This is a genomic window from Mycobacterium angelicum, from assembly GCF_002086155.1.
Classification (GTDB): Bacteria; Actinomycetota; Actinomycetes; order Mycobacteriales; family Mycobacteriaceae; genus Mycobacterium; species Mycobacterium angelicum.
In genome coordinates this window covers 1-18,089 of the sequence record NZ_MVHE01000087.1, presented here as the reverse complement: position 1 = coordinate 18,089, position 18,089 = coordinate 1, and the positions used below count along the sequence as shown (strand labels likewise).

Below are 18,089 nucleotides of genomic sequence, written 5' to 3'. Positions count from 1 at the left end.
CATCACATCGAAGAATCACACGACGACGTCGTACACCACGTCCCTGGACTTGACCTATCCGCCACTTCGTTCATGCTTCCTTACGAACAAAGAAAATCAAGCCCAGACGGCGGAGCTACGGTCAACGGAACATGGGACCTCCCTCGCGATGAGTGGCGGTATACGGTCGTCCGTTGCGTAAATCCACTGATCACTTCCTGGGCGCTCACTCAAGCACTCAGGCTGTCTGACGCCGATATCTGGACACCGATTTGGGGGAACGGTAAGCACTTACCACCTGATGCCGCGGCGAAGGTAGGAACGTCATGGTTTTGGTCTCCATCGTTCAATCCCGATCAGGCTTTCCAGTTCGCCTCTCGCCCGGACACCCACAGAATGCCCCAGTGTCCAGACCTGGACGAGATCGACGAGGTAGTCAAACTCCGGCGAGCATTCGACGATGACCAATATCCGGAAGTCGCGCGCGCTCTGGTTCTGTTCATTGAAGGTGAAGCACTCCCGGAGATGTCGAAGCAAAAGTGCCTCGCCTACTTCGGAGTCATCGAGAGTCTGCTCGCGCATGCGCCGCGACCGAACGATCTAGTAGACAGCCTCACGCGTCAACTGACGAGAAACATCCTCCTGCTGAACAACCGGCTGCCAGACCACCGGAAGCTCGGGTTGGACACGTTCGATCGCTCAGGCACCGCCATGGGGCCGGACAAAGTGATCAAGCAACTTTATGCGTATCGCAGCGCTATAGCCCACGGCGGGGACGCCGCGGACACGCTCAGATGGTTCGATCAGCACCGGCCGCGGTCTTGGACCAGCATCCCCCAGGTCGATATTCAGGTGTTTGTGCGGGGCATGCTGAAACGCCTGCTCATCGCAGCCATCACAGAGCCGCAACTGGTGCAGGACTTAAAAGCCGCGTGATTCGACTACGGATTCGGGCCCACAGACGGGGCCATCGACATGTATTCGGCGTTTAGTCGCCGGATGGTCGGCCCGCGGACGCGATGACCTTGGCCCAGGCGTCGCGTACGGCGCACATGGCGTCCTTCGGCGCCACCGTGAGGCGAGTTTGGCCGGCGAGCTGGTTCTGCCAGTCGGCCTCCGACGGCACCATCGTGAAGTCGCGCGGTGACGGTGGCTGGTTGGTCGGGCCGTAGTGCCGGTAGAGACTTTCGGCCGCGGCATCAATGGCGCCCAGCCGATTCAGCGCCCAGAGATCCCACAGATCGCGGGAGGCATGACGGTCGACCCACGTCGCAGTCTTGGAGGCGGCGAAGGCGGGAAGTGTGGGCACCAGCAGCTCGGCGGCGGGGGCATCGGCATACCGTTGAACTAAAGATCGTCGCTCCGTTGGCCACACTATTCGGTCGCGGGAAGACAGCAGTTGTAGCCGCACCGCTAATCCACTAGAGGTCCGGAGGATTGCGGATTGGATGTCGGGAACGCTGCTGAGTGCCGGATCCAGAGTTAGTCGCCCGTGACTGCGGGAAAGTGCGCGGGGCAGAAGGGCGTCCATATCGGTCGCTACGCGCTTGCGATCGCCGATTGCGATGAGGTCAATGTCCTCACTGAGCCGTCCGTTCGGGAGGTAGGTGCGGGCGAGGGCGGTACCGCCGATGAAGTGGATTCGTTCACCGAAGTCCCCGGCCAGGACGGCGAGCACGTGGGAGATGAGGTGATCGCGCTCGACTTGTTCGGCCGCGACGCCGAATTGCTCAGCAACTGCCGTCTTTTCGTCGCTGTTCATTGCCTCGCCCAGGTTCTCGCCCGCTGCAGCGAGGCGATGCGTCGCTGCTCGGTCGCGAGGGCTTGCAGGCGGTCGGTGTCGCTGCGCTCCAACAGTGCAGTGACGGCGCTTGGGATGTCGATTTCGGCGTTGCCGAGGTCGGGACGGTGAGCAAGGTCTAGAACCGTCTGTTCGGGTGTGGTCACTAACGTCGGGCCGAGCTCGGTGTCGTAGCGTTCGGCGTCGATTCCCTGGGTGTTGCGCTTGACGAACCGGATCACCGCAGTGCGGTCGGATAACCTGATGGGGCGGTGCTGGGCAGGGACGGCGACGGTCGCGGTGGCCAGAGCGCGCGGAATCGCTCCGTGCAGGCGTGCGGCGCTGACTCCCATGACGACGATGCCGTCGGGGCCGTAGATTGCCGACGCGATGCCCGCCGCGGCGGTTTCCAGGCCGGGCATCCAGCTGCGTCCCACCATGTCCTGCGGCACGACGACGTAATAGCCGTCGGTGAGACGGTGCAGGAGTCCACGTTCGTTAAGGCGGACTAGCTGCGAGCGCGGGTGGGCATAATGGCGCGCTGCGTCGATAGGCCGAATGGTCTTCATTGGTACCTGTGCCAGGCCAGTGGGTAGCGGGGTGCTGCGGTCCTGCACCATTTTTGCTCCCGAGTATGCGATCCGTACCGCTCAAGAGTACGAAATGCATACCTAAGATGCAAGATTTCCTCAATCGCCATGTTCATGCTCGTCGTCGCCGCCGCCCCTGCGCACCGTCCGGTCCAGGGATTGACCACCTGGGATCCCGCCAGGTGGGTTTTGCAGTGGTCCGGGCTCGTTGACACGTGGCTCTGCCCGGAGTGGTCGGCGCCGAGTGCGAGCCGACCGACCCTCGTCGTCGACGCGTGTGCATGCAGCGGTACCGGCCGACGGGTTAGAGCGCGACTTCGCCTGAACCTTGACTTCGGGCTACTCTGGACAAGCGTTAGCCCCGCCTGCCCACTTTGCAGGAATGCTGCCCGCTAATCTCTCGTGCGCGGCACTGTGCCGCGATTGCTTGGAGGAATTCACACATGCGCCTGTTCAGCGTTGCGGTAATCGTCACGGCTGCGGCAATCCTCGGTTCTTCTGCCACGGCGGTGGCGGCGCCAAAGGATTACTGTGCCGACCTCAAGGGCATTAGTAACGGCCGCACGTGTGAAATTCAGCTCTCCGACCCCGGATACAGCGTCGACATAAGCATGCCGCTGGATTACCCCGACCAGAAGCCGGTCGCCGAATTCATCTCCCAGACACGCGACGCGTTTGTCAACCAGGCCAAATCGGGCGCGCCCCACGACAAACCCTACGAGCTGAGGATCAAGCCGACGGAATACAACTCGGCGATTCCGCCGCGCGGCACGCAGACTGTGGTGTTCACGGTGTACCAAGACGCTGGCAGCCCGCAGACGACGTACAAGGCGTTCAACTGGGACCAGACCTACCGCAAGGAAATTCTCTACACGGCCAAAGCCGACGACAAACAAAACACGCCGTTGTGGCGAGTCGACGATCCGCTGCAAACCGTAGCGCCGATCGTCCAGGCTGAACTGCAGAAGCAGCAGGCACCGCCGCCGGCCGGGGCGCCCACGCCGTCCCCGCAACCGGGACAGCCGGTCACGACCACGCCACCAGCGGCGTCACCGATAGCGCAAGCTGCGCTGTACAACCCTGCCAACTACCAGAATTTTGCGGTGGTCAACGACGGGGTGATCTTCTTCTTCGACCAAGGCACGCTGCTCCCCGGGGCGGCTCAGGTGCTGGTGCCCCGGTCGGCGATCGACCCGATGCTGGCCTGAGACTTCCGGCGGCGCCACCAGCAAAACCACGTGCGATAGCGGCCGCCTAGTCGCCGACGGCGCCGGTGAGCCGGTCGGCTCACTCCTCGATGGCATCCTGCTCCACGTTGCGCTTCGCGCGCACAGCCGGCCGCGTCGACCGCCGCCGCGGAATGCGGTCTGTGATGCCACTCAGCGAGTTGACCATCCTGTTGAGGGTGTCGACAGCAGACTCAAGGGTGTCGGCGGTGGGCGTCAGCCTCTCCACGGCGGGCTGGAGCCGACTCAGGATTTCAGCGGCTTCGGTGAGTTGTTCAAGCGGTCCATTCTTAGCCAGCAGCTTGTCGACGATGCCGTCCTCTACAAACATCCGCTCGATAATGCCGTCCTCGGCGAACATCCGCTCTAACGGCCCGTCCTCGGCGAGCAGCCGATCTACCAGCCCACCGGGCGCCAGGATCCGCTCTAGCGAAGAGCTACTTCCAGCGGATACCCGATCGAGTAACCCGCCGGGAGCGTCCAACATATCGACAACCCCACCCGGACGCATCAGCTTGTCGGCCGGGCCGCCGCGGACCAGAGCGCGCCCCATCGCCCTGTCGTTTTCGGTCAATTCGGCAACTCGGTTCGCGCCTACGAGTGCGCCGCGCAGGGGAAATAGATCGGTAATCGGGTCTACCGTCTTCGGGCCGTCCTCGCCCAAGGATTGCTTTACAGCCCCGAGCGCCATGGCCGAAGCGGCGAGTCCGGCGTCTGCCACCTTGACGCCGGCCCGGACTGGAGCTATCGCGACGCCGACGATGAACTCGCGGATATTCACGCGGCAAGTGTATGGCTCAGTGTCGCCTCCGTGGGCGAAGACGCCGATTCGATGACGATCGGGCCGGACGATGTTTAAGTCGTCAACCAGGGCTTCTCAACCGTTTGGTGCTATCACTGTCTGCCTGGGCTGCCCAGTTAGCGGGAAAGGCCAGCTTCTCAGTGACTGTTGACGCACGCAATGGCTGACCTGACTCCTCGGGCAGAACTACCCAAAGTCATTGTGGGGAATGGACTTTGGTCAAAACCAGCGCCGCTTCGTCGTACGGAAACAAACGGTAGAAAACAGCAGATGGCCCTGTGATGAGGGTTGCGCCCTCGGTCTTACTCAGGACGCGCGGATCGCCTAGCGCGACCCTCTTACCGCGCTTGTGCAGCACCGCCTGTCCACTTGCCAATACGTTCTTCAACCAGTCGGACTTCATCCCGTACCCGATGAGAATGACGAAGCCGTCGCGGATGGGGAAAACCAACAGCGGCGTTCGGTAGCGCTTGCCTGATTTGCGTCCGACATGTTCGAGTGTCCCTTGGCCTGGAAGCCATGGCGTGATCGACCGAGCCACCGGGTTAATGACTCGACTATTGAGTTTTGCGACGGCTCTTGGCACCCGCATGTAACCCCCTCTTTCGTGATCAGCTCCAAATGACAAGTATCCGTTGGAACGCTAGGAAAACCGTCGGTCGTGCCCGTTGAGCAGCGACAGCAAGCGCCGTTGATCCCATGCCGTCGCGGACACGAGGGCGCTAATGTCTTCGCCTTCAAGGGGTTTCACTAGCAGGTGCAGGTCGAAACCTGAAAACGACTGAGGGGCAAGAGGTGTTTGTCGCCTGGCCGCGACGTCTGCCGCGCTACGCTATTCACCGGTAGCTATTCGCGGTGCTCCGGTTCAACGCGGGTGTTCTGCCGGATCAGCGATCGCGCCTGATGCAGGTGCTTGGCTGCCCACCTGCGATACGTTCGTCGAGCCCACGACATCCGCTCCTGCGAGCGCTCCGTACGGCGCATCAGCTCGAGTTCGACATGCTCGGGTTCCTCGGTGCCGATTTCAATTCGGTCGCGACCACGGATGAACTCCAACACCAGCGCATCGGGGTCAAGCAATTCGCGCTCCCACGCCTCGTGGTCATCGAGGTCCGCGATGCCCATCGTGTCGGCGGCGTCGCGAAGCACCTTGCCCAGTTCGCCGCTCAGCAGTTGACGAAACGCGTCGGCGCCCTGCCGCGGATTGGCGATCATCCATGAGTGGTACGCGTCACGCACCTTGTAGAGCGTGGCGTCGGACTCGTCGGCGATTTCACATGCGTGTGAGAACGGCACAATCATGTCTTTTTCGGCGTGTATCACCATCGTGGGCATTCCCTCGTCGCGCATGGTGTGCAGCCTCGGCGTGTAGTCACCGGATTCGATGATCGCCTTGATCGTCCGGACAGCTGCAACCGGATTACGCAGGTTCGGCACTGCCACCGCCGCCAGCACACGGAAGTATCCGAGCTGCTCCCCGGCCGTGAGCTGCGTCGGATCGCCCATTGTGTCGCGGACTGCGGTGTAGGCCGCGCCCAACGCTCTGGTTGGGGACCTCACCAGTTTTGGGATGGTCGTGTCGAATCGAGCTCCGGCCGCCGGGTCGAACAGCACGGCGGCGAGTACTCGCTCGGGCGCGTGTGCGGCCAGCTGGATCGTCATTCGTCCACCCATCGAATGGCCGACGAACAACGCTTGTCCGATGCCGAGGGCGTCCAATGTGCGCAACACCGAATCGGCGCGATCGGTGAAGCCGCACGCGTCGCTGGGGAGTCGCCCCGTGTCGCCGTGACCGGCGGCATCGACGGCGACGACCAGAAATCCCATACCGGCGATCCGGCTGAGCATCCGTAGATATGCCTTGCGACTCAGCAGGAGGCCGTGCATGAATAACAACGGCACTCCGCGGCCGCCGACTGAAAGTCCGATCCGGCGTCCGTCGTCGAGTTCCACGACGTGATGACTCAGGCGGATGCGGCTTGGTGATGTCTGCGTCATGGCCACGGCGGAATTCCCGGCCGGCCAGGCGTCAAAACGTCATGGCGCGGCAAGCTGGTTGCGTTCACCGGGAATCCGGGCAAATCGTCGTCAGCCTTCGGGACCAGCTATGCCGAGACCCAGTTATTACAGTTGAACTAATGACCGATGCAGCGGGCGCACCGCCGGACGACGGCTTCGAGTTTGTAATCGCAGAACCGGGCGTCGAGCTCGCGGTGCAACGGTCCGGTGAAGGCCCGACCGTTCTATTGGTCGCCGGCCTCGGGATGCCGAGCATCACGTGGAACATCTGCGGACTTCCGCATTCCCTCGTCGACGCGGGATTCCAGGTCATCGCATACAACGCGCGCGGAATGTCGCCATCCTCCGCACCGGCCGCGCCGTACTCGGTGGCAGACCTAGCCGCCGACGCCGCCGCCATCCTCGACCATTTCAAGGTCGACCAGGCCACCATCATCGGCTACTCGATGGGCTGTTACACCGCGCAGACGCTACTGCGTAGCCGACCCGAGCTCGTGCGTGCGCTGGTCTTGTTCGCTGGGCTGCAGCCCTCGCCGGTGGGTGCGATGGTGGGGGAGATGGAACTCGGTCTGATCGAGCGCTGTGGTGAATTGCCGCGCGAGGTATTGGTTTTCGAGCAGTTGCTGACCACCCTTCACCTACCGATGTTGCAAGATCCGGAGACCGTGCGGGGCTGGCAGCAGGCGCTGTCGGCCGGCTATGACAGCGGGTGGGCGGGACAAGAGGGCTTTAAGGGACAGCTGACGGCCTCGCAGCAGTGGATCACGTCCGGGGAACCGACCCCGGAGCATCTCGGCGCGATCGATGTACCCACGCTCGTCTTGGCATTCGAACACGACCTGTTCTTTCCGCCAGCCCTCTGCGAGGCGACGGCTCGGCTGATACCCGACGCCGAGTTTGCCCGAATCGACGGTGCAGGCCACGGCGGCATCTTCACCGCACCAGGCGACAGCGTCGCCCGGATCACCAGTTTTTGCTGCGCACAACGCGATTCACAGCGGTAGCTCGCCGCCGTCCCAGTCGTGGTCGTGCATAAACGCGTCCGGGATGTTCACCCGATAGCGAGCGGCTTGCGCGAAAATGGTTGCCGCGACGAGTGGCAGCGCAAGGGTCGGCCCGAGGTCTCGGCGGGTGAAGACGGCGTCGTCAGTGCGCCGGTAATCTCGCAGAAATCCGCGGAAGGTGTTGTCCTGCAACGACGATTTGCGCCACCCGTAAATCAGCATCCCGGGCGCCAGCATCTTTCTCACACCGGGCTGGGGCGCGATGACCTCGTCGTTCGTGCCGAAAAATGCCCTGTCGAGCCGAGTTTCCGGATCGAACAACAGGATTCCGCTGGTTGCCCGCGGATTGCATTCGACCGTGAAGAGCCCTCGGCCGGGCACTTCGATGAAGTCCAGCCCCAGCTGCCCGGTGAAATTGAACGCCCTGACGCATTCGCGCGTCCACTCAGCGATGCCCTCGTGCTGGATGGACTCGAACATCAGGCAAGACGTGCCGTCGATCGCGTAACGCACGGGGTAAAGCGCGTGCGCTTTCACCTCACCGCCGTGGCAGACCGAATACGAGCAATAGTTGATGCCATCGGCCCACTCCTGCGCAATCCACGGATTCTCCGCTTCGAAACTCAGGCCGCGCGGCAGTTCACCCGGACACACCTTGTGCACGTCCTGCGACCCGCGCGAGTAGACGCGCTTGAGGGCGAAGGGCTGGTCGAAATCCAAGGCTTCGAGCTCCTCCTGGCTGCGGACGAGCGCGAAGTCGAGGGTGGGCATGCCCAGCGCCTTGAGTGCGGCCTGGAACTCGTACTTGTTTTCCAGCCGAGCCTCGAGATCGAAACTGGATAAGAACAACTTGCGACGGTCGGGGAACAGCTCGGGGTATCGCTTGATCGTGTTTGCCAGGATTTCGGTCCCCTCGTGGACCGTCACGACCATGTCCACGCCCTCCTCGCGGACGATGTGTGCGAGCGTCTGCGTCCACTCGACCGGTTCGTATCTCGGCCGTGGCGCACGGAACGTCTTCCTAACCGCCGATGAGAACCTGGCCACGGGAAACCGCACCGAGTCCGTGATCAGTACGTCGTGTCCGGCGGCGCCCATCAGGCGAGCCAGGTGGAGTGACAGATATGACCGACCGAAGGTGATCAGCACGGTCTTTCGGCCAAATCCGGACACCGGACCTCCCATTGCGAACACCCGCTGCCCGCTCTGCTCCCGTCGACCTGCGCTCGGCGAGTTGAGCCTTGGGCTCCAGCTCTGACGTCGGTCCGGTCAGATCTACGTTGTGGTCCCGCATCGCGCACCGTGGCGCCGATGCCGAACCGTCCTATCCGACGCTACTCGCGCTGGGGTAGGGGTGCGTTTGCATTCGATCAGTCGTGTTTGGCCTCGTATCGCAGTAGGACCGTACCGCCCGGGAAGGTGCGGTTCTCCAACAGTCGCAGCGAGATCCATGTCGGGAAGATGCTTTTCCGCTCTGTCGGCGGCCTGGCCTCGTGGCTTGCCCGAAATTGTTTGCGCTACAAACGGTTTGAGACGTTAGTTGCCCGACGAGACGGAGCGCACCGCGTTGCGGTAACTGCTGGGACCGGTGCCGAACCACCGCCGACACGACCGGCTGAGCACGCTCTGCTCGGCGTAGCCGAGTTCCCGTGTCAGGTGTGACAGGCTGATGTCGGTGTCGCGCAGGTAGTGTTCGGCCGTTTCGCGGCGTACATCGTCGATGAGTTTGCCGAAGGTGGTCTTTTCCGCCGACAGCCGGCGATGCAGAGCCCGGGGATGCAGGTCGAACTGGGCGGCAACCAACTCGAGGCTAGCAGTGCCGGTGGGCAGCAGTTGGCGGACCATGGTGCGCACCGATTGGGTCATGCCCGGTTGGTGTGTGGTGATGCCGGTCAGGTACTGCACGACGGCCTGATGGGCGAGCGCGTCCTGGTCAAGCGGACGCGCGAGATCAGCCGTGCGAAAGGCGAAGCCCGCTGCTGGCTGATTGAAGCACGGGCGGCAGGCGAAGTACGCCAGATAGTCGGCGGTCGCGGTGAGTGGCTCGTGCGGGAGGTGCACCGACAAGGGTGCGTACTGCGCGCCGAGCAGGAACCGCATCACCCGCAGTGACACCCCGAGCGACAGTTCGATGGTCTGTGGATGCGGGGGTGGGCGCTCGATCAGCACCTCGAATACGTAGAACGACTGCCCGGCATGGGCGCCAGGGGTTATGCGCCCGGAGATGGCCGGGCTGTAGGCCGCTATGAAGTTTTCGATAATCGCGAAGCCGTCGCCGACGGTGGCCGCGGTGCGCGCGGCGACGCCGACGGGCCCAAGGATTTCGATGCCTTGCCGCAATGCCAACCGCCGCCCGAAATCCGGGGTCGCCGTCGCCGTCGCAGCAGTTTCAATCGCCACGATGAGACTGCGGTAGGGCAGGAAGGCTTCGTGGTCGCCGACATCTTCGGGCCGGATGCCGGCAGCGCTCAGCAGCTCAACCGGATCGCCACCCAGTTCGGCGACCAGCCGCGGATAGCCCGACAGCGATGTGCCGCGTACCACCGACATGTCAATAAATGTCAAATAGTCGTCCGCAAGTGTCAAGACTCCTGCACCCTCTCGACAGCATCCTGGGAGCCAACGAGGTAACCCGCGAAAGGAGCGTTCCCATGAGCTTCGACACCGTGATCCGCAACGGTCGGTGGTTCGACGGCACCGGTGCGCCGTCGGCGATCCGCAACATCGGTATCCGCGCCGGGCACGTCGCGGCCATCAGCGCGCAGTCACTCGACGAAGCCGGCTGCCCGCAGGTGATCGATGCCGAGGGCAAGTGGGTACTGCCCGGCATGGTCGACATTCACACCCACTACGACATCGAGGTGCTCGGCGCCCCGTCGTTGTCGGAATCGCTGCGCCACGGCGTGACGACCGTGATGGTGGGTTCGTGCTCGCTGTCGACCGTTCACGTCGGTGGCGAAGACGCCGGTGACCTGTTCAGCCGAGTCGAGGCCATCCCGCGCGAACACGTCATTGGCGCGGTTGATCAGTACAAGACATGGAGCAACTGCGAGGAATACATCGCCGCGTTGGAAGCGCGGCCATTGGGGCCCAATGTGGCTGCGTTCGTTGGGCATTCGGACATGAGGACCGCGACGATGGGCTTGGACCGCGCCACGCGCAAGGACGTGCGCCCGACCAAGGCCGAGCAGACCCGGATGGAGCAGATGCTCACCGAGGCGCTACGAGCCGGCTTCGTCGGAATGTCCTCGCAGCAACTGCTTTTCGACAAGCTCGACGGCGAGACCTGCCGCTCGCGGACCCTGCCCTCGACGTACGCCAAACCGCGGGAACTGCGCCGGCTGAAGTCCGTGCTGCGGCGCAGCGGGCGTGTGTTGCAGGCGGGTCCGAACATTCAGAATCCGTTCAATATTGCCTCCCAGGCGGTGCAGTCGCTGGGCATCGCCCGCAGGCCGCTGAAGACCAGTCTGTTGTCGGCCGCTGACATCAAGGCCAACCCGTTCTTGATCTCGGTGATGGGCCCGGCGGCCCGACTGGTCAACAAGCTGGGCGGCAACTTCCGCTGGCAGCACCTGCCGGTGCCATTCGAGGTGTACGCCGACGGCATCGATTTGGTGATCTTCGAAGAGTTCGGCTCCGGCGCGGCAGCTATGCATCTGAAAGAACAAGTGGCGGAGCGTAACGACCTACTGCGCGACGAGGGTTATCGTCGGTGGTTCCGCAAGGACTACGACAGCAAATATGGGCTCCGGGTGTGGCACCGTGACTTCTTCGACGCCGAAATCGTCGGCTGCCCCGATGCGTCCGTCGTTGGAAAATCCTTCGGACAGGCCGGTTTTGACCGCGGCGGGCTGCACCCCGTCGATGCATTTCTCGACCTGGTGATCGAGCACGGCACTGCGCTGCGGTGGCGCACCACGATCTCCAACCACCGTCCCGAGGTGCTCAAGAGGCTTGCCCGCGATACCGGCGTTCAGATGGGGTTCTCCGACGCGGGCGCACACCTGCGCAACATGGCGTTCTACAACTTCGGACTGAGGTTGCTGCGTCACGTCCGCGATGCCCAGGAGGCCGGCACGCCCTTTATGACCGTCGAGCAGGCGGTGCATCGGCTCACCGGGGAACTGGCCGACTGGTATCGAATCGACGCCGGGCATCTGCGGATGGGTGATCGTGCCGACCTGGTAATCGTTGACCCGGCACACCTTGACGAGTCGTTGGACGACTACGCAGAGGAGAAGGTCGAGCCGTACGGCGGAATGTCGCGGATGGTCAACCGCAATGACGACACTGTCAGCGCGGTGCTCGTCGCCGGGCGCACGGTGTTCCTCAACGGACAGCCCACCGAGGTGCTCGGCACGCAGCGCACTGGCAGCTTCCTGCGTGCCAACACCACCACCCCTGCGACCATGGGAACAGCCGAGTCGGTTTCCGTCGCGGTCTAGCCCGACGAGCGAGATTTGCATCCGTACCAAAAGCGCCAGGCAACAAAGAAATTGGCGGACACAATATCTCCAACTGACAAAGCGCGGCAAAACGGGACGCATTCGGTGTGCTGCCAAAAGGTTATGCAGTAAACACAACGCCTCCAAAGACCACGATCCGTCCAACGAAAGGCCCATTCGCTACGTCTTTGTGCTATAGCAAAACTATGCGGTAGTCGAGGCAGCTATAGGGAGGAGGACACCAACCATGGTCGTTCAACGAGGCGTTGTCTCAGTCGCCGTCCTCGCCGGGTGGTTAGCAGTCGGGTCCGCTGGTAGCGCGTGGGCGGACCCGACCATGAGTGGCCACTACATCTCGACCGTGACCTCACAATCCGGTGAGACCACCAATAGCGACTGGTATTTCACTCCGTGTGGCGATGGATGCGCTTCGGTTGCCGGCACACCAAGTGGATTGGCGTTTGCCGAAGCGCGACTGTTCGACGGACAGTGGACAATGGTGTGGCATTCCGACGCATTCTGTCCTGAAGGTTCGCGGGTTCCCGGGGCGTACACGAGTTATGCCACGTGGGATCCGAATACCCTTGCGGGCAAGGATGACTCGGGCATCACCCGGCCGATATGCGGCTCCATTGGCAAGCCGCCGAGCGTCTCGCAGCCTATGCAACTCACGCCGGTCGGATAGGCTCGACACAATGTTGTGTGAGTTTGCTGTGACACATGTGTGGGCCCCGCTCGCCACGGAAAAGCCGGTGGCCGCTTGCCGCCGCTGGCAGAGAACCCGGCGCGCAACATGGAATTAACTTGAGCAAAGTCGTATCCCAGGCATAGGGCCGAGGTGTCCAATAGGATTTCACCGTGCCGATATTCATGATCGAGCGCAACTACGCCGATGCGCTGGACCCCACTCTTGACACCGTCGATGGGATTAATCGCATCAACGCGGAGGAGGGCGTTCGTTGGCTGTACTCGTTTCTGTCCGCGGACAAGCGAAAAACCTACTGCCTTTACGAGGCGCCCTCGCCGGAGGCGATCAGAACCGCGGCCTCTCGTGCCGGTCTTCCCGCCGACGTCGTCGTCCAGGTAACCGATCGCATCATGCCCGACGGTGCATTTTCCGAAATCTGAAGCTCACCTGAGCAGTTCGTGGTCGGTGGCGTACATCGCCGCTTGCGTACGATTCGCGGCACCGGTCTTGAGCAGGATGCTGCGAACATGATTGGCCGCGGTGTTGGTACTGATATAGAGGCGCTCGCCGATCGCCCGATTGCTCAGCCCTTCGGCCAGTAGCCGCAGCACTTCGATCTCCCGGTCGGTCAGCCTGGCAGCGCCCGACGGACCCGTTGCCACAAGCGATTCCACCAAATCAAGGACCCGGGATTGGCCGATCGGCGTGGCGATTTCGCGGGCCCGGTCGGCAAGGCGCCGCGCCTCTTCGAGCCGATCGGTAGACGCCGCGAACAGCGCGTATCTGGCCAGTGTCTCGGCGATATGAACCGTCGCGCCCATCCGTCGGTCCATCTCAAGCGCCGCGGCGAAATGACGCTCGGCGCCGTCGTTGTCACCGCCTAGTGCGGCGATCCGGGCGAGATATCTTTCGGCGCTGCCGAACAGCGCGACGAACTGTCCGGCCACCAGGTTCTTGCCCGCATAGCGGGCCACGAACGGTTGCAGCTTGTGGACAGCTTCCCGATTGCCCAGCTCGAAGGCCGCCTCCAGCATGAACACCAGCTCCATCGGCCACTGGGCCTCGTCGGTGTGATCGTTGAGGTTGCGACTGAGCAGGTGATTCAGTGCGCGGGTCATGCCACGTTCACAGCCGAGCTCGGTATACAGCGCCAGCAACCCGGGCACCCAACGGCCGGCGAACGTCTCGCTGCCGTCCACGAACCCGGCGAATCTCTTCAGGTCCGTGGTTTCCCGGCGAATCATGAACATCTGAACCCCGTACGAGCCCTCGGTCTCGTCCGCGGTGAAACGAGTGCCGGTGTGCAATGCGATGTCGGCCCACCGTTCGGCGCCGGGGAAGTCGCCGCGCAAGTATGTCAGCGCCTGGTTGACGCACGCGCTGACGAAGCTGAAGAAGGGCTGTCCGCAGGCTTGCACCGCTCGCTGCAGCTCGGCCGCCGAGGCGGCCAGGTCGTCGGGCCGCCCGACGAGATAGCTGACCAAGGCGCGGAAATGCGTTACTGAGCCGAGGGTGTCGTAGTCGCGAATTGCTTGTGCGCCACGCAGCAGCTCCGCCGACCGCTCTAGTTGAATGTCAGACATCTCCGGGGTGACACCGTGCCACATGCTGGCGAGCAGCGCGTGCAGCGTTACCGACGGATCGCCAAGGGCGCGCGCGCAATCGATGGCGCGGCTACTGACCTCGCGAGCACGTGCCGTCTCGCCGGCAAATGCCAACGCGCGTCCGAAACTGGCGAGTGCTTGCACGTAGCGGGAGTCGTTGGTGTCCAGGCCGCACCCTTCCAACGCGGAAGCCAGCAGATCGGCCGCTTTCGAACCGGACAGCCCGGGCCGCCAACACGCATCCTCGTACCCAATGGTCGCCTCCAGCCGGATCAGCGGATCGTCCGTCGCGCTGATCCGTTCGTAGATGGCCCGGGCACGCGCGAAATCACCGGAGCGGATGTGGTTTGCGGCCGCGCCGAAATTCAGCAGGGCCCGATCCTCGGGACTCACTTCGGGAAGCGACGCCGCGCGCTCGAACCATTTCGCCGCGTCCTCGTAAGCCAGGCTCTGCTCAGCTAACCGAGCCGCTTTCCGCGCGTAATGCAACGCTTTGTCGTGGTAGCCCAGCACGTGGGCAAGTAGGTAGTGATTGGCCACCCGGGGAACAACCGTTGGGTCGGCACGCCCCTCCAACGCTTGGGCGGCCCGCGCGTGCATGATCCGTTGCCGCGACGCCGCCATCCCGTTGAGCGTGGCCTCACGGGTCAGCGCGTGCACGAACGCGAACTCGCCGTCGGAGCCGGGAACTGTCCGAATCAGCCCGACGGCTTCGGCCGAATCGACGGCCGCCAGCGTCGCCGCGAGGTCGGCCTCGCTGGTGGCGATCAGTGCAGGCAGGTTAAACGCTTCGCCCAGCACGGCCGCCTGTTCGATCACGCTGCGGGTGCCGGCCCCGAGGCCGCCGAGCCGGCGCGCGATCACATCCCCGATGGACGCCGGAACGGTCTGGTGTGAACCCAGAGTCGCCAGCCCGCCCCGGATTTCGAGGTGGTTGCAGAGTTCGGTCAGGAAGAACGGATTGCCGCCGGTCCTATCCCGCAGCAACGCCGCGGCGGTGCGCGCCGACGGCGGACGCAGCTGCTGGGTTTGGCCGACGAACTCGGCGATGGCATCGGTGTCCAGACCCCCGAGATCGAGACGCCGAACACCGTCGAACCGGTGCAGTTCGGCCAGCCGGGTCACGAGCTCTTCGGAGCGGTCGGGTTCGGTAGTGCGGAAGGTCGCCACCACCAGCATGCGCACGTCGGCGCAGCCGATGAGCACGTGTTCGAGCATCGCCAGGGTCGGTACCTGCGCCCAATGCATGTCCTCGAGGACCAGCGCGATCGGGCGATCGATCGCCAGCCGCCGTAGAAAACCCGTCACCGCGTCAAACAGGGCACGCCGGAGCGCGTCGATATCGTCGGCCGGCCCGATGTCTGGCAGATGCCGATCCACCTGGGTGGTCAGGCGCCGTAGCTGCGGTCCCGCGTCCGCCACCACGTCGGCCAGCGAACCCGGTGCAGCCGCGATCAGCAAACGATCCAGCGCCTCGGCGAACGGTGCGTACGGGACATCGGCGTCGGCCGTGGAGCTTCCGACGAGCACCGCGACACCGTGGTCCACCAGCCTCCCGGCTACCTCCGTGGACAGGCGCGTCTTGCCGGCTCCTGGCTCACCGCCGACGAACACCGCCTGGCGCTGGCCGCCCTCAACCCGTTCCCAGGCCTGCTCGAACGCAGCGAGCTCGGCGGCCCGACCAACAAGTGGACCGCCCCGACGAGCGGTGAGTTCTGCGGGAAGGGGCGGCGGCACCCACTGCGCCATGAGCACAACGTAGCCGTGGTGCCTTCACTGGTCGATAGTCAGATCTGACTATCGACGGGTCCGGCCGAAGATGCCTAGTTGTGGTCATGACGAGCCACTACCTCGCCCCATAGCGTCGAGGCATGATGACCACGATGACGACGGATGAGGTGCGCACCCGGCTGAGTGCAGAGGTGATCCTGCCTGATGACCCGGAGTACGACGAAGCCAGAGCGCTGCACAACGGCATGATCGACAAGCGGCCGGCAGTGATCGCGCGTTGCGGAACCGCCGCCGACGTCGCGAGCGCTCTGGAATTCGCACGGACGTCGAACCTGGCCGTCGCCGTGCGCGGAGGCGGCCACAACGGTCCCGGTTTCGGAACCGTCGAGGGCGGCCTTGTCATTGATCTGTCGCGGATGAACCGGATCGAGGTGGACGCCGACCGGCGCACGGCCCGCGTTCAAGGCGGTGCGACCTGGGGTCAGGTGGACGCCGCGACCCACGCGCACGGTCTGGCCGCGCCAAGCGGCATCATCGCCAGCACCGGTGTCGGCGGCCTCACCCTCGGTGGTGGCCACGGGTACCTGTCCCGCAAGCACGGCCTGACGATCGACAACCTTCTGGCGGCCGAGGTCGTGTTGGCCGACGGCCGCGAGGTGACTGCGTCGGAATCGATGCATCCCGACCTGTTCTGGGCGTTGCGCGGCGGCGGCGGCAACTTCGGTGTGGTCACCTCGTTTACGTTCCGCCTGCATTCCGTGCAGAGTGTGATCTGCGGCCCCACGGCGTGGCCGGTCTCGGCGACGGCGGACATTCTCGGCTGGTTCCGGGATTTCCTGCCGGCCCAGGACGAGGACCTGTACGGGTTCTTCGCAACCATGACCGTCCCCCCGGTGGCGCCCTTCCCCGAGGCCTTCCACTTGCACAAGGCGTGCGCGGTGGTCTGGTGCTACACGGGTGATCCCGCACGCGCCGATGAGGTGTTCACGCCGGTGCGGCAGATGGAGCCGGCCTTCGATGGCCTTGGTGTGGCTCCTTTCCCCGCGCTGCAGTCCACCTTTGATGCCCTGTATCCCAAAGGGCTGCAATGGTATTGGCGGGGCGACTTCTTCCGGACCGTTGCCGACGACGCCGTAGCGGCCCATGCCCGCTTCAGCGAAGAACTGCCGACCATGCACTCCACGATGCATCTGTATCCGATCGACGGCGCGGTGCATCGGGTCGGGCAAACCGACACGGCGTTCGCCCACCGGGACGTCAACTTCTCGCAGGTCATCGCGGGGGTGGATCCCGACCCGGCCAATGCTGAGGCGCTGAAGCGCTGGTCAAAGGATTACTGGGACGCGACCCATCCGTATTCGGCGGGCGCCGCATACGTGAATTTCATGATGGACGAGGGCCAGGACCGAGTCCGCGCCAGCTACGGCCCGAACTACGACCGACTCAGCAGGATCAAAGCCGAATACGATCCGCGCAACGTGTTCCACATCAACCAGAACATTCATCCGGCTTAGTCGCCCGCAGGCGCCACACCCGGGGCAGTGCACTGCCGTCGGGCCTATCACGCAAATTTTCCAGCGCTCACAGATCGACGACGGTCTGGCGAGCAAGCCAATCGTCACGACGGTCGGGTCATGACGCACAGGAAGGGTCGGGAAGATGTCGTTTGTCATCGCGCTGCCGGAGGTAATGGGAACGGCAGCAACGGATTTGGCCGGAATCGGCTCCGCGCTCGAGTCGGCCGGTGCCGCCGCAGCCGCCCACACGACGGGCCTGCTCGCCGCCGCCCAGGACGAGGTTTCAGTGGCCATTGCGGAACTGTTCGGGGCGCACGGCCAGGCGTATCAGAGCGCGAGCGCGCAGGCGGCGGCGTTTCACCAGCAGTTTGTACAGGCCTTGACCGGGAGCGCGGGCTCGTATGCGACGGCCGAATCCGCTGCAGCGCAGCCTCTACAGAGCCTGCTCGACGTCATCAATGCGCAACTTGTGGCGCAGACCGGGCGGCCGCTGATCGGCAACGGCGCCAACGGCGCCGCCGGGACGGGGCAGAACGGTGGTGCCGGCGGATGGTTGATCGGCAACGGCGGGGCCGGCGGGTCTGGAACCTCGACCGCAGGGGCCGACGGCGGCAAGGGCGGCACCGGCGGGGCAGCCGGACTGTTCGGTAGCGGCGGCGCCGGGGGGGCCGGCGGTACCGCGACAACCGCGGGCAAGGCCGGCG

The 18,089-nt window shown here is 64.0% G+C and carries 15 protein-coding genes and 2 pseudogenes; 8 read left to right on the top strand and 9 right to left on the bottom strand.

The features are described from left to right. The coding region (locus BST12_RS31225) for a hypothetical protein (RefSeq protein WP_211281365.1) at positions 1–915 on the top strand (915 nt) is incomplete at its 5' end. A 52-nt stretch (positions 916–967) separates the two neighbouring features. Here the strand turns inward: BST12_RS31225 and BST12_RS26345 are convergent. Further along, positions 968–1,741, bottom strand: a complete 774-nt coding sequence (locus BST12_RS26345; protein ID WP_083116160.1) for a nucleotidyl transferase AbiEii/AbiGii toxin family protein — start codon at positions 1,739–1,741, stop codon at positions 968–970. Next, positions 1,738–2,379: a type IV toxin-antitoxin system AbiEi family antitoxin domain-containing protein gene (locus tag BST12_RS26340; RefSeq protein ID WP_083116159.1), complete on the bottom strand. Its 642-nt coding sequence runs from the start codon at positions 2,377–2,379 to the stop codon at positions 1,738–1,740. Before BST12_RS26340 ends, BST12_RS26345 begins: the two co-directional genes overlap by 4 nt. 413 nt (positions 2,380–2,792) lie before the next feature. On the opposite strand from BST12_RS26340, the gene BST12_RS26335 reads away from it, so the two are divergent. Continuing rightward, entirely contained in the window at positions 2,793–3,557 is a 765-nt protein-coding gene (locus tag BST12_RS26335; protein WP_083116158.1) for an RsiV family protein, read from the top strand. A gap of 79 nt (positions 3,558–3,636) precedes the next feature. Here BST12_RS26335 and BST12_RS26330 read toward each other — a convergent pair whose 3' ends face one another. The 3 genes from BST12_RS26330 to BST12_RS26320 all read right to left on the bottom strand — a co-directional run bounded on the left by BST12_RS26330 (position 3,637) and on the right by BST12_RS26320 (position 6,375). Then, complete coding sequence (locus tag BST12_RS26330; RefSeq protein WP_083116157.1) at positions 3,637–4,356, bottom strand: hypothetical protein; 720 nt, start codon at positions 4,354–4,356, stop codon at positions 3,637–3,639. Positions 4,357–4,573: 217 nt separating this feature from the next. Continuing rightward, a complete protein-coding gene (locus BST12_RS26325) occupies positions 4,574–4,969 on the bottom strand; it encodes a nitroreductase family deazaflavin-dependent oxidoreductase (protein WP_083116156.1) in 396 nt (131 codons plus the stop codon). Between the two features lie 254 nt (positions 4,970–5,223). Then, positions 5,224–6,375 (bottom strand): alpha/beta fold hydrolase, encoded by a 1,152-nt coding sequence (locus BST12_RS26320; RefSeq protein ID WP_170062206.1) that lies wholly within the window; start codon positions 6,373–6,375, stop codon positions 5,224–5,226. A 140-nt stretch (positions 6,376–6,515) separates the two neighbouring features. Between BST12_RS26320 and BST12_RS26315 the strand changes: the two genes are divergently transcribed. Then, positions 6,516–7,400 carry an alpha/beta fold hydrolase gene (locus tag BST12_RS26315; RefSeq protein ID WP_083116154.1) on the top strand — a complete coding sequence of 295 codons (885 nt, stop codon included), beginning with the start codon at positions 6,516–6,518 and terminating at the stop codon, positions 7,398–7,400. On the opposite strand, the gene BST12_RS26310 is transcribed toward BST12_RS26315, so the two are convergent. The 3 genes and pseudogenes from BST12_RS26310 to BST12_RS26305 form a co-directional block, all read right to left on the bottom strand. Continuing rightward, positions 7,389–8,585 carry an ATP-grasp domain-containing protein gene (locus BST12_RS26310; protein WP_245850588.1) on the bottom strand — a complete coding sequence of 399 codons (1,197 nt, stop codon included), beginning with the start codon at positions 8,583–8,585 and terminating at the stop codon, positions 7,389–7,391. The two genes, BST12_RS26315 and BST12_RS26310, sit on opposite strands and share 12 nt — an antisense overlap. Before the next feature lie 185 nt (positions 8,586–8,770). Continuing rightward, positions 8,771–8,857 (bottom strand): annotated as a pseudogene (locus BST12_RS33760) (dihydrofolate reductase family protein); the annotation flags it as partial. A gap of 79 nt (positions 8,858–8,936) precedes the next feature. After that, complete coding sequence (locus BST12_RS26305) at positions 8,937–9,950, bottom strand: AraC family transcriptional regulator (RefSeq protein ID WP_083116153.1); 1,014 nt, start codon at positions 9,948–9,950, stop codon at positions 8,937–8,939. A gap of 101 nt (positions 9,951–10,051) precedes the next feature. Here BST12_RS26305 and BST12_RS26300 point away from each other — a divergent pair, with 101 nt between their 5' ends. After that, on the top strand, positions 10,052–11,845 hold the full coding sequence (locus BST12_RS26300) for an N-acyl-D-amino-acid deacylase family protein (RefSeq protein ID WP_083116152.1): 1,794 nt from the start codon (positions 10,052–10,054) through the stop codon (positions 11,843–11,845). An 858-nt stretch (positions 11,846–12,703) separates the two neighbouring features. Next, on the top strand, positions 12,704–12,973 hold the full coding sequence (locus tag BST12_RS26295; protein WP_083116151.1) for a DUF4242 domain-containing protein: 270 nt from the start codon (positions 12,704–12,706) through the stop codon (positions 12,971–12,973). Positions 12,974–12,976: 3 nt separating this feature from the next. Here the strand turns inward: BST12_RS26295 and BST12_RS34385 are convergent, their stop codons facing one another. Further along, positions 12,977–15,886, bottom strand: a complete 2,910-nt coding sequence (locus tag BST12_RS34385; RefSeq protein ID WP_083116150.1) for a helix-turn-helix transcriptional regulator — start codon at positions 15,884–15,886, stop codon at positions 12,977–12,979. A 125-nt stretch (positions 15,887–16,011) separates the two neighbouring features. Here BST12_RS34385 and BST12_RS26285 point away from each other — a divergent pair, with 125 nt between their 5' ends. From BST12_RS26285 to BST12_RS35000, 3 genes and pseudogenes are all read left to right on the top strand, one after another. Then, on the top strand, positions 16,012–17,382 hold the full coding sequence (locus BST12_RS26285) for an FAD-binding oxidoreductase (RefSeq protein ID WP_083116162.1): 1,371 nt from the start codon (positions 16,012–16,014) through the stop codon (positions 17,380–17,382). A 145-nt stretch (positions 17,383–17,527) separates the two neighbouring features. Continuing rightward, positions 17,528–17,746 (top strand): annotated as a pseudogene (locus tag BST12_RS35005) (PE family protein); the annotation flags it as partial. Positions 17,747–17,839: 93 nt separating this feature from the next. Continuing rightward, positions 17,840–18,089, top strand: a 250-nt coding sequence (locus BST12_RS35000) for a PGRS repeat-containing protein (RefSeq protein WP_425437421.1), incomplete at its 3' end; no start/stop codon positions are given.

What these genes read in the sequence shown, in the direction of transcription:
- BST12_RS26285 (WP_083116162.1), top strand. Translation starts at nt 16,012, where the DNA reads ATGACCACGATGACGACGGATGAGGTGCGCACCCGGCTGAGTGCAGAG.
- BST12_RS26325 (WP_083116156.1), bottom strand. Translation starts at nt 4,969, where the DNA reads ATGCGGGTGCCAAGAGCCGTCGCAAAACTCAATAGTCGAGTCATTAAC.
- BST12_RS26320 (WP_170062206.1), bottom strand. Translation starts at nt 6,375, where the DNA reads ATGACGCAGACATCACCAAGCCGCATCCGCCTGAGTCATCACGTCGTG.
- BST12_RS26300 (WP_083116152.1), top strand. Translation starts at nt 10,052, where the DNA reads ATGAGCTTCGACACCGTGATCCGCAACGGTCGGTGGTTCGACGGCACC.
- BST12_RS26335 (WP_083116158.1), top strand. Translation starts at nt 2,793, where the DNA reads ATGCGCCTGTTCAGCGTTGCGGTAATCGTCACGGCTGCGGCAATCCTC.
- BST12_RS26315 (WP_083116154.1), top strand. Translation starts at nt 6,516, where the DNA reads ATGACCGATGCAGCGGGCGCACCGCCGGACGACGGCTTCGAGTTTGTA.
- BST12_RS34385 (WP_083116150.1), bottom strand. Translation starts at nt 15,886, where the DNA reads ATGGCGCAGTGGGTGCCGCCGCCCCTTCCCGCAGAACTCACCGCTCGT.
- BST12_RS26340 (WP_083116159.1), bottom strand. Translation starts at nt 2,379, where the DNA reads ATGGTGCAGGACCGCAGCACCCCGCTACCCACTGGCCTGGCACAGGTA.
- BST12_RS26305 (WP_083116153.1), bottom strand. Translation starts at nt 9,950, where the DNA reads ATGTCGGTGGTACGCGGCACATCGCTGTCGGGCTATCCGCGGCTGGTC.
- BST12_RS26310 (WP_245850588.1), bottom strand. Translation starts at nt 8,585, where the DNA reads ATGGGAGGTCCGGTGTCCGGATTTGGCCGAAAGACCGTGCTGATCACC.
- BST12_RS26345 (WP_083116160.1), bottom strand. Translation starts at nt 1,741, where the DNA reads ATGAACAGCGACGAAAAGACGGCAGTTGCTGAGCAATTCGGCGTCGCG.